Source organism: Bacillus sp. B1-b2 (genome assembly GCF_009183415.1).
GTDB lineage: Bacteria > Bacillota > Bacilli > Bacillales > Cytobacillaceae > Niallia.
In genome coordinates, this window is record NZ_WEHU01000011.1 from 71,155 (window position 1) to 88,624 (window position 17,470).

General features: G+C 36.0%; 12 protein-coding genes and 2 pseudogenes. All 14 read left to right on the forward strand.

Annotation, left to right across the window (positions count from 1 at the left end):
* Positions 1–124: 124 nt before the first annotated feature.
* A pseudogene (locus tag F9279_RS12640) lies at positions 125–3,046 on the forward strand (PolC-type DNA polymerase III); the annotation flags it as partial.
* Between the two features lie 728 nt (positions 3,047–3,774).
* Positions 3,775–5,598: a group II intron reverse transcriptase/maturase gene (gene ltrA, locus F9279_RS12645; protein ID WP_152113534.1), complete on the forward strand. Its 1,824-nt coding sequence runs from the start codon at positions 3,775–3,777 to the stop codon at positions 5,596–5,598.
* A 112-nt stretch (positions 5,599–5,710) separates the two neighbouring features.
* Positions 5,711–7,114: pseudogene (locus F9279_RS12650) on the forward strand (PolC-type DNA polymerase III); the annotation flags it as partial.
* A 276-nt stretch (positions 7,115–7,390) separates the two neighbouring features.
* Positions 7,391–7,864, forward strand: coding sequence for a ribosome maturation factor RimP (gene rimP, locus F9279_RS12655; protein ID WP_193224561.1), 474 nt, complete (start codon positions 7,391–7,393; stop codon positions 7,862–7,864).
* Between the two features lie 101 nt (positions 7,865–7,965).
* Positions 7,966–9,096 carry a transcription termination factor NusA gene (gene nusA, locus F9279_RS12660; RefSeq protein ID WP_152113538.1) on the forward strand — a complete coding sequence of 377 codons (1,131 nt, stop codon included), beginning with the start codon at positions 7,966–7,968 and terminating at the stop codon, positions 9,094–9,096.
* Positions 9,097–9,111: 15 nt separating this feature from the next.
* On the forward strand, positions 9,112–9,396 hold the full coding sequence (gene rnpM / locus F9279_RS12665; protein ID WP_152113540.1) for an RNase P modulator RnpM: 285 nt from the start codon (positions 9,112–9,114) through the stop codon (positions 9,394–9,396).
* Complete coding sequence (locus tag F9279_RS12670) at positions 9,393–9,695, forward strand: YlxQ family RNA-binding protein (RefSeq protein WP_152113542.1); 303 nt, start codon at positions 9,393–9,395, stop codon at positions 9,693–9,695. Before rnpM ends, F9279_RS12670 begins: the two co-directional genes overlap by 4 nt.
* Positions 9,696–9,714: 19 nt before the next feature.
* Positions 9,715–11,886: a translation initiation factor IF-2 gene (gene infB / locus F9279_RS12675; protein ID WP_152113668.1), complete on the forward strand. Its 2,172-nt coding sequence runs from the start codon at positions 9,715–9,717 to the stop codon at positions 11,884–11,886.
* Positions 11,883–12,164 carry a DUF503 domain-containing protein gene (locus F9279_RS12680; protein ID WP_152113544.1) on the forward strand — a complete coding sequence of 94 codons (282 nt, stop codon included), beginning with the start codon at positions 11,883–11,885 and terminating at the stop codon, positions 12,162–12,164. The genes infB and F9279_RS12680 overlap by 4 nt, the downstream gene beginning before the upstream one ends.
* 20 nt (positions 12,165–12,184) lie before the next feature.
* Positions 12,185–12,541, forward strand: a complete 357-nt coding sequence (gene rbfA, locus F9279_RS12685; protein ID WP_152113546.1) for a 30S ribosome-binding factor RbfA — start codon at positions 12,185–12,187, stop codon at positions 12,539–12,541.
* A 110-nt stretch (positions 12,542–12,651) separates the two neighbouring features.
* Positions 12,652–13,572 carry a tRNA pseudouridine(55) synthase TruB gene (truB, locus tag F9279_RS12690; RefSeq protein WP_152113548.1) on the forward strand — a complete coding sequence of 307 codons (921 nt, stop codon included), beginning with the start codon at positions 12,652–12,654 and terminating at the stop codon, positions 13,570–13,572.
* A 55-nt stretch (positions 13,573–13,627) separates the two neighbouring features.
* Positions 13,628–14,590: a bifunctional riboflavin kinase/FAD synthetase gene (locus F9279_RS12695; protein WP_152113550.1), complete on the forward strand. Its 963-nt coding sequence runs from the start codon at positions 13,628–13,630 to the stop codon at positions 14,588–14,590.
* Between the two features lie 195 nt (positions 14,591–14,785).
* Complete coding sequence (gene rpsO / locus F9279_RS12700; RefSeq protein ID WP_127734500.1) at positions 14,786–15,055, forward strand: 30S ribosomal protein S15; 270 nt, start codon at positions 14,786–14,788, stop codon at positions 15,053–15,055.
* Between the two features lie 224 nt (positions 15,056–15,279).
* The gene (gene pnp, locus F9279_RS12705) at positions 15,280–17,400 is read left to right on the forward strand and encodes a polyribonucleotide nucleotidyltransferase (RefSeq protein WP_152113552.1); all 2,121 of its coding nucleotides are present in this window, start codon (positions 15,280–15,282) and stop codon (positions 17,398–17,400) included.
* Positions 17,401–17,470 lie beyond the last annotated feature (70 nt).

Here is a 17,470-nt window from a genome sequence, read left to right on the forward strand (position 1 = left end):
AAATTTTGTGGAAATTTCGACAAGTCGCTTCCCAGTATTTTATAGAGTTCTACAGAAAAAATGTGCATGTATTCTATGATATAATAAAAATTAGTTGTTAAGTTTTTGGAAAGGAGCGAATGAAATGAGTGATATACAAGGGAAGCTAGAACGTTTTCAGATTCTTTTGCAACAATTGCAATTGACGGATGACACGTATGTTTCCTATTTTCGCAACGCAAGAATAGAGAAGATTGTTGTCGAAAAGCGCGCAAAAAAATGGCATTTTCACTTTTTATTTGAAGAGATTATTCCCTTTAAACTATATCAGCTTTTTACAGCTAAATTAAAAAGTAGTTTTACGCACATAGCTTCCATCACATTTGATATAAAAGTGAATAATGGAATAGTGACAGATGCGTTAATTCAAGAATATTGGTCTGCTTGTATTGAGCAGATGCAAGGAATATCTCCCCCTTTATTAAAATTATTAAATGAACAAGTACCGAAATACAATGGTAATAAACTTACCATATCGGTAAGAAATGATATGGAAAGTATGGCGATTAAAAGGAAGTATGCTGAGATGATCACTGATTCCTATCAAGTCTTTGGTTTTCCTGCCTTCGTATTAGATACAGAAATTATGGAAGAAGCTTCAAATCCAGAATATGAACAATTCTTGCTAGCTAAACAAAAGGAAGATGAAGAAAGAGGGAAGCAAGCATTATTAGATATTCAGAAGATGGAAGCTGAGAAAGAGGCAGGAGATGTAATACCATCAGGTCCTCTAAATATAGGATTGACGATAAAAGATGATAGTGATTACCGAAAACTAGAAGAAATTTTAGATGAGGAACGACGAGTAACTGTTGAAGGATATGTATTTTTTGCTGAAACAAAGGAATTACGTAGTGGTAGAACGTTATTAACATTTAAAATAACGGATTATACAAGTTCGATCATGGTCAAAATGTTTTCACGAGATAAAGAAGATGCAGCTCTTTTTCAATTAGTAAAAAAGGGAATGTGGCTTAGAGCACGTGGAAGTATTCAAAATGACACATTTGTCCGTGATCTTGTGATGATCGGAAATGATCTGAATGAAATAAAGCCAGTAGAACGTCAAGATACCGCTAAAGAAGATGCAAAACGTATTGAATTACATCTTCATACACCAATGAGTCAAATGGATGCTGTTTCATCTGTAGCTAATTTAGTTGCTCAAGCAAAAAAATGGGGACATAAAGCTATAGCAATTACAGATCATGCTGTTGCTCAAAGCTTTCCAGAAGCATTTGGTGCTGGTAAGAAAAATGATGTAAAAATCTTATACGGTGTGGAAATGAATTTAGTCGATGATGGAGTGCCTATCGCCTATAACCCTATAGATACAGTACTGGAAGATGCAACATATGTAGTATTTGATGTGGAAACAACAGGACTTTCTGCCGTGTATAATACCATTATTGAGTTGGCTGCTGTAAAAATTCATAATGGCGAAATTATTGATCGGTTTGAATCATTCTCTAATCCTCACCATAGATTATCTGCGACCACGATTAATTTAACTGGTATTACAGATGATATGGTCCGAGATGCACCTGAAATAGATATTGTTTTAAGAAAGTTTGCAGATTGGACAGGAGATAGCATTCTGGTAGCACACAATGCAAGTTTTGATGTGGGCTTTCTTAACGTTGGGTATCAAAAAGCAGGACTTCCAAAATCAACTAATGCCGTAATAGATACATTAGAACTTGGTAGATTTTTGTATCCAGAGATGAAGAACCACCGTTTAAATACATTAGCTAAAAAATTCGATATCGAATTAACACAGCATCACCGCGCTATCTATGATGCAGAAGCAACAGGTTATCTTGCATTAAAGATGTTAAAGGATGCAGCTGAAAAAGGTATTTTAAATCATAATCAATTGAACGACAATATGGGTCAAGGTAATGCTTATCAAAGAGCGCGGCCTTATCATTGCACGGTTATAGCTCAAAATGAAGTGGGCTTGAAGAATCTATTTAAGCTAGTATCCATTTCTCATATTAATTATTTCTACCGAGTACCTCGTATTCCAAGATCTGTATTACAAAAATATCGTGAAGGGCTATTAGTTGGCTCTGCTTGTGATAAAGGCGAGGTCTTCGAGGCAATGATGCAGAAGGCGCCAGAAGAAGTAGAAGATATTGCACCATTTTATGATTATTTAGAAGTAATGCCAAAAGAGGTTTATGCCCATTTAATAGAGTTAGAGTTAGTACAAGATAGAAAAGCACTCGAAGAAATTATTGGAAACATTGTAAAACTAGGAGATAAATTAGAAATCCCGGTTGTTGCAACTGGAAATGTTCACTATCTAAATCCGAATGATAAAATCTATCGCGAAATTTTAGTTGGATCACAAGGAGGAGCAAATCCTTTAAATCGTCATAAGCTATCAGATGTGCATTTTCGTACAACGAATGAAATGCTAGATTCCTTTAGCTTTCTTGGCAAGGAAAAAGCGAAAGAAATTGTCGTAACAAACACAAATAAAGTTGCCGACATGATTGATACGATAAAGCCTATTAAAGACGACCTTTACACACCTAAAATTGAAGGCTCTGATGAAGAAATGCGCGAAATGAGCTACAGCATGGCAAGAAGCATTTATGGAGACGAGTTACCAGAAATCGTAGAAGCAAGGTTAGAAAAAGAGTTGAAAAGTATCATAGGACACGGATTTGCCGTTATCTATTTGATTTCGCATAAGCTTGTAAAAAAATCCTTAGATGATGGATATCTAGTAGGATCTCGTGGATCTGTAGGTTCCTCTTTTGTTGCAACAATGACGGAAATTACCGAAGTAAATCCATTGCCACCACATTATGTTTGTACAAAATGTAAGCAATCGGAATTCTTCAATGACGGTTCTGTAGGATCTGGATTTGACTTACCAGACAAAAACTGTCCAAATTGTGGAATTAGATATAAAAAAGATGGACACGATATTCCATTCGAAACTTTTCTTGGATTTAAGGGGGATAAGGTTCCGGATATTGATCTCAGTGCGTCACGTTGCTAATTGAAAAGATTAGCCACTAGCTTTTAAAGCTAGGAGAACTGCTATTTCGAAGTGCGGAATGATGGGGTAACGCCCTGAAACGCACTCACTGAAGCTGCGGCAGGCATTAGAAGTATTGCAAAAAAAACTTTTGTCTGAAGCCCGCTAAAGTGGGCTGAAGTTCACCCTAACGTTTTAGGCGAGGAAAAGGAGCTACAAAGCTTCCGTGAATGATAGGTCTGGTGTCTATAAAATCTATATGGTCAGTATCAGTAGAATAACTGGGACGAACCCTCGATTGACTTCTCGTTAATGTCACATACCAGAAATGGTATGGGTTCCTATTAGGAATTTTGAGTGTGGATGAGTAAACGTTTGATTATGAAAGTCCATACTGTGTTATAGGCACAGTCCAGCTCAACGGGATTTAGGGGGGACCTAAGTAGATTATGTACAGATAGGAATAGTGGAACGTGAGAAGCTTCCGACACATCAGAAGGTTGCACTTCGTTAAAAGTGTTTCTATGGAAAAGTGAACGCTATAACATAGATTTACGGAAGTGGCAGTGATGCCGTAGTACCGCTGACAAGAATGCCTATGACGACTGAATAACCAATAGGTCAGAGGATAAAACATTCTTGAGGGAAGGGCATTAGTCGTTAACGTCGAAACAAACCTACAAAAAGTCAGGTTCTAGTAAGACTTAAAGAAACGAAAACTTTCGAGAGGAAGTGATTAGTTGACTGACTTAATGATACAAAAGTTAAGAAACAACGAATACTTTGGAATGCAAGACCAGTTGGATAGTTTATACGATGAAAGTGCTAACGGTAGATACTTTAAAACCCTATATGATTTTATCATATCGGAAGAGAACATTAGGTTAGCATATCGGAATATCAAAAGTAACACTGGAAGCAAAACAAAGGGCACAAATGGACACACAATCAAACATCTACAAAGTATGGATACCAATAAACTTGTAGCATTAACAAGAAAAAGACTCAAAAACTACGAACCTCATTCTGTAAAGAGGGTACTAATACCTAAACCTAATGGCGATATGAGACCACTTGGAATTCCAACAATTGAGGATAGACTAATTCAGCAAATGTTTTTGCAAATTCTAGAACCGATTGTGGAAGGAAAGTTTAACTCAAACAGCTTTGGTTTTAGACCAAAAAGAAGTACCCACGATGCATTGGCAAGGTGTTATCATCTAGTAAATCATAGTTTAAATCATTATGTGGTAGATGTAGACATAAAAGGATTTTTCGATAACGTTAATCACTCCAAGCTTCTCAAACAACTATGGACTATTGGAATACGGGACAAACGAGTATTATCTATTATTAAGAAAATGCTTAAAGCTGAAATCAAAGGGATAGGAGTATCAGAGAATGGAACACCACAAGGAGGGATATTATCACCCTTACTTGCAAATGTTGTACTTAACGAGTTTGACTGGTGGATTTCAAATCAATGGGAAACAAAACCTACGAGAGTACCTTATAAACTAAAAAGAAACAAAACAGATGCCCTAAAGAAAACTAAGCTCAAACCAATGTACCTAGTAAGATACGCGGATGACTTTAAAATCTTTACGAACTCCTACGATAACGCCAAGAAAATCAAAATAGCCGTCGAAAAATGGCTACAAGAAAGACTTGGATTAGAGACAAGTAAAGAAAAAAGCAAAATTACTAATCTCCGTAAGAACGGTACAGACTTCTTAGGAATTAGGTTCAGAGCCGTCAAAAAGGGAACTAGAAAAACTGGATATATAGTGAACTCAAAAATGAGTCCCAAATCCAAAAATAAGGTAGAAGAAGTAATTAGGCATAAACTTACAAAGATAAGAAAGAGTCCCACGCCAGAAAGAATTATGATGTACAACGCCAATATCCTTGGAATGCAAAACTATTACAAAATAGCTACTAGAGTATCTCTAGATTTCAATGATATTAGGCATAAAGTGCACAAAAATATTAAATCACTTCTGTATAGAAATATTTTCAACCTAACGATTGAAAAGAACAAAGTGATTGAAAAATTCTACACTGGCTACAATTGTCCTAGATTTAAAAGCAATGGCATATTAGTATATCCGATGGAAGCCGTCAGACACGATATACGAGGTCAACGCAAACCAGAATTCACAATTTACAAGGCGAATGACCGAAAAACCATTCACAAAGAGATTATCAACGTATCCATTACTGAAATAGAATTGTTTAGAAAAGGTATCTATAAGTCCAAAAGCGTAAAATACGAAGATAATCGTCTAAGTAAATACGTTGCCCAAAAAGGTTGCTGTGGAATAACGGCTGAAAGATTAACTCCGTTTAACGCAATATGTCACCACAAAAAACCTACTGCCCAAGGTGGAGCTGATGATTACGATAACCTAATAATTATTAAAAAGGACTACCATATGCTAATTCACAATAGTAACCCAACACTAAATCCAAAGTACAAAACACTGCTTGAAACTTTTGATTTAAAAGCAGTTAAAAAACTAAATCAGTTAAGAATGGAAGTAGGAAATCCAAAACTTAGCTGAATAACTTCGACAATGTTAACGATGGAACGCCGTATGACACTGAAAGGGTCACGTACGGTGTGAGATGGGGGAAAAGCTGGAGATAACTTCAAATGCTTACCTATCATCATACTTCTCCGGAGAATATCAACCAATTGCCCATAACTATACCAAGGAACTATTTGGTGAAGAATACGTTTACCGTGCTGGAACCATTGGTACAGTTGCAGATAAAACAGCGTATGGCTATGTAAAAGCATATCAAAATGATAATAATCTGCAAATAAGAGGGGCAGAAATTGATAGATTAGCATCTGGTTGTACTGGTGTTAAAAGAACAACAGGTCAGCATCCAGGTGGAATCATTGTAATACCTGACTATATGGATGTATATGATTTTACGCCTATACAATTTCCTGCAGATGACCGTAATTCAGAGTGGAAAACAACTCACTTCGATTTCCATTCCATTCATGATAATGTTTTAAAGCTAGATATACTAGGACACGATGATCCAACTGTAATTAGGATGCTTCAGGACTTAAGTGGTATAGATCCAAAGACTATTCCAACAGATGATCCAGAAGTAATGAAGATATTTAGTGGTACAGAATCTTTAGGTGTTACTCCAGAACAAATTTATTGTAAAACAGGAACGTTTGGAATACCTGAGTTTGGGACAAAATTTGTTCGACAAATGCTTGAAGATACAAAACCAACAACTTTCTCAGAATTAGTACAGATATCAGGATTATCACACGGAACAGATGTATGGCTAGGTAATGCACAAGAACTAATTCATAATAATATTTGTAATTTAAGTGAAGTAATTGGTTGTCGTGATGATATCATGGTATATCTGATTTATCAGGGATTAGAGCCAAGTTTTGCCTTTAAAATCATGGAAAGTGTGCGTAAAGGTAAAGGGCTAAGTGATGATATGGAAGAGGAAATGCGCAAGAATGAAGTGCCTGAATGGTATATAGATTCTTGTAAAAAGATAAAATATATGTTTCCTAAGGCGCATGCGGCAGCATATGTATTAATGGCTGTAAGAATTGCTTATTTTAAAGTGCATCATGCCCTTCTGTATTACGCAGCCTATTTTACCGTGCGCGCAGATGATTTTGATGTAGATGCCATGGTAAAAGGGTCTGAAAGTATAAAAGCAGTTATTGATGATATAAGTAGTAAAGGACTTGAAGCCTCTACGAAAGAAAAAAACCTGTTAACAGTAATGGAAATTGCATTTGAAATGGTGGAAAGAGGATATAACTTTAAAAAGGTGGACTTATATAAATCTAGTGCATCTGAATTTCTTATAGAGGGAAACTCCTTAATTCCGCCATTTAATAGTATTCCAGGGCTTGGAACAAATGCAGCCATCAATATAGTGCAAGCAAGGAAAGATGGAGAATTTCTATCAAAAGAAGATTTACAACAACGTGGAAAGGTTTCTAAAACCATTATGCAATACTTAGATAACCACGGATGTTTAGGAGATATGCCTGATCAAAATCAGCTTTCATTGTTCTAGAAGTTCCATGTAATATATGGACAAACCTTGAATTAGCGGACTTTCATTTGCATAAATCATGTGGTTATGGTATAGTTTATTTGGAAATACTAAAGATAACTTTCACGAGTAGAGAGTGGGGCAACCCACTCTTTCCTGTTTGTTGTAGGCATTTTTTGCAAATGACAGGGCTAATAGATAGTTAACTTTAGGCAGCCTATACATATGAAACCAAATGAATATTTTTAGGTTGACCTAAAAAACATAATGAATGGTTCCTTGCTAGAGGAGGGAAAAATTATGAGCAAAGTAACAGAAATTGTTGAAGAAATGGTAGAACCAATCTTACAAGAGCTGAAATTAGAATTAGTAGATGTAGAATATGTAAAAGAAGGTCCAAACTGGTTTCTTCGAGTATATATTGACAAAGAAACAGGTGTGGATATAGATGAATGTGCAGAGGTTAGTGAAAAGCTAAGCGAAAAACTGGACGCAGTCGATCCTATTAAAGAAAATTATTTTCTGGAAGTATCTTCCCCTGGTGCGGAAAGACCTTTGAAAAAAGACAAAGATTTTGAAAAATCAATTGGTAAGAATGTGCATATAAAGACATATGAACCTATTGAAAACGAAAAGACTTTCGAAGGAGTTTTGTCAGCTTTTGATGGCAAAACGGTTACTGTGGAAGTCAGAATTAAAACGAGAAAGAAAATAATAGAAATACCTTATGAAAAGGTTGCTAAGGCAAGATTGGCTGTAAGCTTTTCTTAATTTTCTTTCCTAAATAAAGGAACAATTCTATTGACAAAGAAACATCTCTATTTGTTGGGTCAATAGGTTTTATATTAGAGATTAAAGGGGGATACACGCTCATGAGCAGTGAATTAGTTGATGCTCTAGTGTTACTTGAAAAAGAAAAAGGAATTTCGCGTGCGGTGATTATGGATGCAATTGAAGCAGCACTCATTTCAGCTTATCGTCGAAATTTCAACCAAGCACAAAATGTGCGCATTGATTTAAATTTAGGTGTTGGATCTATGCGTGTTTTTGCAAGAAAAGAAGTGGTCGATCAAGTTTTTGATCCTCGTCTAGAAATTTCATTAGAGGATGCACAAAAGATCAACCCAAATTATGAAATAGAAGATATAGTAGAGTTAGAAGTTACACCAAAAGACTTTGGTCGTATTGCAGCACAAACTGCAAAGCAAGTGGTAACACAACGTGTCCGTGAAGCGGAAAGAGGCATTATTTATTCTGAGTTTATTGACCGCGAAGAAGATATAATGACTGGTATTGTTCAACGTCAAGATAGTAAATTTATCTATGTAAGCTTAGGTAAAATTGAAGCTATCCTACCAACTAATGAACAAATGCCAAATGAACATTATAAACCTCATGAGCGCATTAAAGTCTTTTTAACAAAAGTGGAAAAAACCACAAAAGGTCCACAAATTTATGTGTCTAGAACTCATCCTGGTTTATTAAAGAGATTATTTGAAATGGAAGTACCAGAAATTTTTGATGGTACTGTAGAAATAAAATCAGTAGCACGTGAGGCTGGCGATCGTTCTAAGATTTCTGTATACTCTGCTAACGAAGAGGTAGATCCAGTAGGTTCATGCGTAGGACCAAAAGGAACTCGTGTACAAGCTATTGTAAATGAGTTAAAAGGGGAAAAAATTGATATTGTCAATTGGTCAAATGACCCAACTGTTTTTGTAGCAAACGCATTAAGTCCTTCCAAAGTTTTAGAAGTAATTGTAAACGAGGAAGAAAAAGCAACAACGGTTGTAGTACCAGATTATCAATTATCATTAGCAATCGGTAAAAGAGGCCAAAATGCTCGTTTAGCCGCTAAGCTAACTGGATGGAAAATTGATATTAAATCAGAGTCTGAAGCTAGAGAATCAGGAATCTATCCAACAGAAAATACTCTAATCAACTTCGATGATGAAGAAGTAGAAGAAGAGGAATTTCGCTTAAATACGGAAGATTTTGAGTGATTGAGGTGAATGTGTGTGAACAATCGTAGAAAAGTTCCAATGCGTAAATGTGTCGCTACAGGTGAAATGAAACCGAAAAAAGAACTAGTTCGCATCGTTCGATCTAAAGAAGGAATTGTATCTATCGATATAACTGGCAAGAAATCAGGTCGTGGAGCATATCTTTCTATGGATAAAGAAGCAGTACTTTTGGCCAAGAAAAAAAACATTCTTTCTAACCAACTCGAGGTGAAAGTGGAAGATACCATTTATGACGAGTTATTAGATCTAATCGAAGAGGAGCAACGACAATCCAGATGAACGAGAACAAGTGGATGTCATTACTTGGCTTAGCAAATCGAGCACGGAAAATTATTTCTGGTGAGGAACTGTCCGTAAAAGAAATTAGAAGTGGAAACGCAAAACTAATATTATTGTCTGAGGATGCTTCACATAACACAACAAAAAAAATCACGGACAAGTGCAACTCATATAAGGTGCCTGTCAAGTTGGTTCCTAATAGAGAAATGCTAGGAAAAGCAATTGGCAAAGAGCAAAGAGTAGTAGTTGCTGTGTTAGATAATGGCTTTGCGAAGAAACTTTTAACGCTGCTCGATTAATTCTAGCGGGGGTGAAATGATGAGTAAAGTGCGAGTATATGAATATGCAAAAAAACATAATATTTCAAGCAAAGATGTTATTTCAAAATTAAAAGAATTGGGCGTTGAAGTGTCCAATCACATGACTACGTTAGAAGAAGATACAGTTAAGAAATTGGAAAGTTTTTATAATAAAAAAACGGAAGAATCGACACAAAATAAACCTGTGACAAAGAATATTGCAGAGGTATATGAAGCGGAAAGTGATGCAATGGCTGAAAAAGGTAAAGTAAACACACCTGGAAAAACAACTAAAGACAACAATAAAGGCGGCTTTAATAAGCCAAAAGGCAATAATTTTAATAATAACAACAATAAGAGAAACAATAATAACAACCGTAAAGGGAAGCAAAATCCTGTTCCTCAAGCACCACCAGCACCAAGAAAGGAAAAGGAACTTCCTGAAAAAATTACGTTTGTTGAATCATTAACAGTTGGGGAACTTGCAAAAAAATTGTATCGTGAACCATCTGAGATCATTAAAAAATTATTTATGCTTGGTGTAATGGCAACTATTAACCAAGAATTAGATAAAGATGCAATTGAGTTAATTTGTACAGATTACGGTGTGGAAGTAGAAGAAGAAATTCTTGTTGATACTACTGATTTAGAAGTGTATTTTACAGATGATGAAGATGCAGCATTAGTGGAGCGTCCATCTGTTGTTACAATCATGGGACACGTTGACCATGGTAAAACAACGCTTTTAGATAGCATTCGTAACACAAAAGTAACAGCTGGTGAAGCTGGTGGTATTACACAGCATATCGGTGCTTACCAAATTGAAGATAATGATAAGAAAATTACGTTCTTAGATACTCCTGGGCATGCTGCCTTCACTACAATGCGTGCACGTGGTGCTAAAATTACGGATATTACCATCCTAGTTGTTGCAGCGGATGATGGAGTAATGCCTCAAACTATTGAAGCAATCAACCATGCTAAAGCAGCAGAAGTACCAATCATCGTAGCAGTAAACAAAATGGATAAACCAACCGCTAACCCAGACCGTGTTATGCAAGAATTAACAGAACATGGATTAGTACCAGAGGCATGGGGTGGAGAAACTATATTTGTTCCACTATCAGCGTTAACAGGAGAAGGCATTGATTCTCTACTTGAAATGATCTTACTTGTAAGTGAAGTAGAAGAATATAAAGCGAATCCAAATCGTCATGCTGTTGGAACGGTAATAGAAGCAGAGCTAGATAAAGGGAAAGGTTCTGTTGCTACATTACTTGTTCAAAATGGAACATTAAATGTAGGAGATCCAATTGTTGTTGGAGCTACATTTGGACGTGTTCGTGCAATGGTGAATGATCTTGGTAGAAGAGTAAAAACTGCTGGACCATCTACTCCTGTTGAAATTACAGGATTGAATGATGTACCTCAAGCAGGTGACCGCTTTGTTGTTTTTAAAGATGAAAAAACAGCAAGACAAGTCGGGGAAGCTCGTTCTTCACAAGCAATTCAAGCACAAAGATCGGAAAAAGCAAGAATTAGTCTTGATAACCTCTTCGAACATATGAAGCAAGGGGAAATGAAAGACTTAAACATTGTTATGAAAGCAGATGTTCAAGGTTCTGCTGAAGCATTAGCTGCAGCTCTTTACAAAATAGAAGTAGAAGGTGTTAACGTAAAAATTATCCATACGGGTGTTGGTGCGATTAATGAATCTGATATTACGCTTGCAGCTGCATCTAATGCAATAGTGATTGGATTCAACGTTAGACCAGATGTGAATGCTAAACGTGCTGCAGATGCTGAAGAAGTAGATGTACGCTTACACCGTATTATCTATAAAGTAATTGAAGAAATTGAAGCAGCGATGAAAGGAATGCTAGACCCAGAATTCCAAGAAAAAATTATCGGTCAAGCAGAAATTCGTCAAACAATCAAAGTTTCTAAAATCGGAACAATCGCCGGTTCTTATGTTACAGATGGTAAAATTACAAGAGATTCAGGCATTCGCTTAATTCGTGGCGGTATCGTAATCTTTGAAGGGGAAATTGATACTCTTAAACGTTTCAAAGATGATGTGAAAGAAGTAAGTCAAGGTTACGAATGTGGTATTACCATTAAAAACTTCAATGATGTTAAAGAAGGCGATATTATTGAAGCATACGTAATGGAAGAAATTGAGCGTAAATGATTATTGGCTTAATGACAGTGGAATGTATCATTTATGATGCTCACTCATTAAAAGAAAAGCGGGCGGTTCTTCAAAGAATTACCACCCGCTTAAAGCAAAAGTTTAATGTGTCTATTTCAGAAATAGACTTTCAAGACACCTGGCAAAGAACAAAGTTAGCTGTAGTTACAGTTGCAAGTGTCCAAGCTACTTGTGATGCAGTCTTACAGCAAGTTCAAAAATTTATTGATTCTTTTCCAGAAATAGAAAGAACCATTACAGATTTAGAATGGCTTTAATAAATGAGGTGAATTGCGCGATGAGTCTAAGACCAAATCGTGTTGGTGAACAAATGAAGAAGGAACTTGGCGAGATTATTAGTCGTAAAATTAAAGATCCTCGCATCGGTTTCGTTACAGTAACAGATGTAAATGTTACAGGTGACCTTCAACAAGCAACTGTGTATATTTCTGTCTTGGGTGACCAAGAACAAAGAGAAAATACACTTCAAGGACTAGCGAAAGCGAAAGGATTTATCCGTTCTGAGATCGGACAAAGAATTCGTTTACGTAAAACTCCAGAGATTACTTTTGAGTTTGATGAATCCATTGATTATGGAAATAGAATTGATACACTTCTGAATCAAATCTCAAAAGAAAATCATTCAGAAGATTAATATTTACGATGGCTCCTACTAATGTTCTTTCCCTAAAAAGGTGTTCCCTTCTTAGATAGAAAGGATAAAATAGGAGCCATTTTTTATAGGATAGAAAGGATAGGAATAGAATGGAAGGTATATTACCATTATGGAAACCAAAGGGACTTACATCGCATGATTGTATTTTCCGTTTGCGAAAAATATTACATATGAAAAGAATTGGTCACACAGGAACATTAGATCCTGATGTAACAGGAGTGTTACCGATTTGTCTAGGAAGAGCTACTAAAGTCGCTGAATATATAACAGATGCTGGGAAGGAATATGATGCAGAGGTTACTATTGGATTTTCTACTACAACAGAAGATGCATCTGGAGAAGTAGTTGAAGTGAAAAAGGTAGAAGAATCGTATACTAGAGAAAAGATACAAGAGGTTCTTGCTAGTTTAACAGGTACTATCACCCAAACTCCTCCCATGTTTTCAGCAGTAAAAGTCAATGGAACAAGATTGTATGAATATGCGAGAAAAGGAATAGAAATAGAAAGACCTTCTAGACAAGTAAACATCTATTCCATTGAACTTACAGAAGAGTGGGATGAATTAAAAGGAGATACCATTTCATTTCGTTTTCGTGTAAATTGTGGCAAGGGGACTTATATACGTACACTTGCTGTCATGATAGGAGAAAAACTAGGTTATCCTGCCCATATGTCAGATTTATCAAGAACAAGATCTGCAAGTTTCACGGAGAAAGATTGTTTAACGTTTGAAGAGATAGAAATGCATGTAAATAACGGTACTATTGATTCCTATCTTTTTCCCATTGAGAAAGCGCTATTAGATTTGCCCAAATTTATAATAAATGATACATTAGCAATGAAGGTAAGAAACGGGTCTGTTTTAGAAACACCTGAACACTTACGACAAGTAAATAATCCGATAGTAATAGAAGATGAAAGTGGAGAAGCATTAGCCATATATATGCATCATCCTACGAAAAAAAATATAATAAAGCCATCGAAAATTTTAAAAATTATCGAGTCATAAGCTATTTAGTATGACAGAATAACAGTAATTAAAGCTAGAAAAGGTGAGGCGAGAAGTGAAAGTTGTAAGAATGAATCATTTAGAATTAAACGCAAAAGAAATAGATTCTTTTCCACCACTGGCAATTGGCCTAGGCTCATTTGATGGCGTACACCTTGGACATCAGAAAGTGATTGGGGAAGCGAAAAGGATAGCAGACCAACATGGTTGGAGCAGTGCAGTGATGACATTTGATCCACATCCTTCTGTTATCTTTGGCGGGAAGTCAAAAAAAGTGGATTATTTAACATCCTTTGATTCTAAGCTGGAAATCATGGAGAATCTCGGAATCGACTATGTAATAATTGCAGATTTTACATTAGAATTTGCTTCTTTGCCACCGCAGGAATTTGTAGATCGTTATTTAATTGGGCTAAATGCGAAACACGTGGTTGCTGGCTTTGATTATACATATGGAGAAAGAGCAGTAGGAACCGCTCAAACTCTTTCCGTTCATTCTCGTGGAAAGTTTGACACAACTATTATTGATAAAGAAACATACGAAGGAGAAAAGGTGAGTTCTACTTTCATTCGATCCCTTATATCAAAAGGGGAAATGGAGAAGGTACCTTTATTGTTAGGCAGATTTTATACAATAGATGGTACAGTGATTCATGGCGATAAAAGAGGAAGAACCATTGGTTTCCCGACGGCCAATGTAGAGAAGGCAGCTGATGTTATGCTGCCACCAATAGGAGTATATGCAGTTCGACTTCTAGTGAATGATACATGGCATGATGGTGTATGTAATGTTGGAACAAAACCTACCTTCCACCCTGATGATAAAAAAGTATCCATTGAAGTTCATATATTTGACTTTCATACTGAAATATATGGTGAGAAGGTTAAAGTAGAATGGCATCAAAGGATTAGAAGTGAACAAAAGTTTAATGGAATAAATGAATTAATAGAACAAATCGCAAAAGATAAGCAAACAGCCTTAGAATATTTTCGAAAAAATAAAGAGAATAAGGCATAAAAAATAGTATATAGGATATACTGGTAGGCATCAGCTAAACTATTTCTTTTTAAAAGAGTTTTTGACTTGATTTTTTTAGGGAAAAAGGTTATTCTTATTAACGTACTAAAAACAACCATTGCTTGGCATATCGATTCACCAACGACTTGCTCGGTAATAGGGGATTAGTGTAATAGAATTAGGAGGTGAAACAGGATGGCAATCACTCAAGAACGTAAAAACGAACTTATCAATGAGTACAAAACGCATGAGAACGATACTGGATCTCCAGAAGTTCAAATCGCTGTCCTTACTGAGTCAATCAACAACTTAAATGATCATTTACGTACACACAAGAAGGATCATCACTCACGTCGTGGTCTTTTGAAAATGGTAGGTAGACGTCGTAACCTATTAACTTACCTACGTAATAAAGACGTTCAACGTTACCGTGTTTTAATTACAAAACTTGGCTTACGTAGATAGTTAAAAAAGCGGGATATTTTTCCCGCTTTTTTATTGTAAAGAAATACAAATTTTACTGTTTTCTTCTATAGATTACATAAATGATTACCGTTTTTAACTTACATAAATTGTGTATACTAATAGAATAGAAATAATAAGCAGATTTTGATAAATAATTACTACATAGGTTGAAATTTATTTCTAAATGAACCTAGATAAAGTGAGTGAATGAGAGGAGTTTATGAATGGGACAAGATAAGCATGTCTATTCCATTGACTGGGCTGGTCGTAAGCTTACAGTTGAAATTGGACAATTAGCAAAACAAGCAAATGGCGCTGTATTAGTACGCTATGAAGATACTGCTGTGCTAAGTACAGCAACAGCTTCAAAAGAACCTAAAAACTTAGATTTCTTCCCGTTAACAGTTAACTATGAGGAGCGTCTATACGCAGTAGGTAAAATCCCAGGCGGATTTATTAAAAGAGAAGGTAGACCAAGTGAACGAGCGATTCTTGCAAGCCGTTTAATTGATAGACCTATTCGTCCGTTATTTGCAGATGGATTCCGTAATGAGGTACAAGTAGTTAGTTTAGTAATGAGCGTTGATCAAGATTGCTCGACTGAAATGGCTGCAATGTTTGGTTCGTCATTAGCACTATCTGTATCAGATATTCCATTCGGTGGTCCAATCGCTGGAGTATATGTTGGGAGAATTGACGGAGAATTTGTTATTAACCCAACTGTAGAACAAGCAGAAAAAAGTGATATTTCTTTAGCAGTTGCAGGTACTAAAGATGCTATTAACATGGTAGAAGCAGGAGCAAATGAAGTTCCAGAAGAAATTATGTTAGAAGCAATTATGTTTGGTCATGATGAAATCAAGCGTTTAATAGCTTTCCAAGAAAAGATTGTATCTGAAATTGGTAAAGAAAAAGTCGATGTAGTACTTTACGAATTGAACGCTGACATTGAAGCAGATGTGCGTGCACTTTGCGAGACTGAAATGTTAGATGCTATTCGAGTACAAGAAAAGCATGCTCGTGAAGCAGCTATTAAAGAAGTCAAAAATTCTGTTATTGCTAAATATGAAGCAGAAGAAACAGACGAAGATGAACTAAAACAGGTTAAATCGATCCTTGATAAATTAGTGAAAAACGAAGTTCGTCGTTTAATCACAGAGGATAAAGTTCGTCCAGATGGCCGTGGATTAGAAGAAATTCGTCCATTATCTTCAGAAGTTAATTTACTAGCAAGAACTCATGGTTCAGGTCTATTCACTCGTGGACAAACACAGGCATTAAGTATTTGTACACTTGGAGCATTAGGAGATGTTCAAATCCTTGATGGACTGGGCGTAGAGGAAGAAAAAAGATTTATGCATCACTATAACTTCCCTAACTTCAGTGTTGGTGAAACAGGGCCAATGCGTGGACCAGGACGTCGCGAAATTGGACATGGTGCATTAGGGGAGAGAGCACTTGAGCCTATCATTCCTTCTGAAAAGGATTTCCCATACACCATTCGTCTAGTATCTGAAGTATTAGAATCAAATGGTTCTACTTCACAAGCAAGTATTTGTGCAAGTACGCTAGCAATGATGGATGCAGGAGTTCCTATTAAAGCACCAGTTGCTGGGATTGCAATGGGTCTTATTAAAACTGGAGATTTCTACAGTATCTTAACAGATATTCAAGGGATGGAAGATCATCTAGGTGATATGGACTTTAAAGTAGCAGGAACAGCTAAAGGGGTAACTGCACTTCAAATGGATATCAAAATCGATGGATTATCCCGTGAAATTCTAGAAGAGGCTTTACAACAAGCTAAAATCGGTAGAATGCAGATTTTAGATTCTATGATGAAAACAATTAATACACCAAGAGAAGAATTATCTTCTTATGCACCAAAAATCTTAATGATGTCTATCAACCCAGATAAAATCCGTGATGTTATTGGACCAAGCGGAAAACAAATCAATAAAATTATTGAAGAAACTGGCGTGAAAATTGATATCGAGCAAGATGGTACAGTATTTATCTCTTCTATAGATGAAACGATGAATAAAAAAGCGAAGCAAATTATTGAAGATATCGTACGTGAAGTAGTAGTAGGTCAAATGTACCTAGGAAAAGTGAAACGTATTGAAAAATTCGGTTGTTTTGTAGAAATCTTTAGTGGAAAAGATGGACTTGTTCATATTTCTGAGCTTGCAGAAGAAAGAGTCGGTAAAGTAGAAGATGTTGTTGCAATCGGCGATGAGATTCTAGTTAAAGTTACCGAAATCGACAAGCAAGGAAGAGTAAATCTTTCTCGTAAAGCAGTTCTTAAAGAACAAAAAGAGCAAGCAGAAGATGCAAAGCAATAAGTAAATAATGCATGATGGAAAAGATGACTTAATAGTGAAGAGGCCGATGAAAGTAAATCCTTATTTTCTC

What these genes read in the sequence shown, in the direction of transcription:
- nusA (WP_152113538.1), top strand. Translation starts at nt 7,966, where the DNA reads ATGAGCAGTGAATTAGTTGATGCTCTAGTGTTACTTGAAAAAGAAAAA.
- truB (WP_152113548.1), top strand. Translation starts at nt 12,652, where the DNA reads ATGGAAGGTATATTACCATTATGGAAACCAAAGGGACTTACATCGCAT.
- rpsO (WP_127734500.1), top strand. Translation starts at nt 14,786, where the DNA reads ATGGCAATCACTCAAGAACGTAAAAACGAACTTATCAATGAGTACAAA.
- pnp (WP_152113552.1), top strand. Translation starts at nt 15,280, where the DNA reads ATGGGACAAGATAAGCATGTCTATTCCATTGACTGGGCTGGTCGTAAG.
- F9279_RS12680 (WP_152113544.1), top strand. Translation starts at nt 11,883, where the DNA reads ATGATTATTGGCTTAATGACAGTGGAATGTATCATTTATGATGCTCAC.
- rbfA (WP_152113546.1), top strand. Translation starts at nt 12,185, where the DNA reads ATGAGTCTAAGACCAAATCGTGTTGGTGAACAAATGAAGAAGGAACTT.
- infB (WP_152113668.1), top strand. Translation starts at nt 9,715, where the DNA reads ATGAGTAAAGTGCGAGTATATGAATATGCAAAAAAACATAATATTTCA.
- F9279_RS12670 (WP_152113542.1), top strand. Translation starts at nt 9,393, where the DNA reads ATGAACGAGAACAAGTGGATGTCATTACTTGGCTTAGCAAATCGAGCA.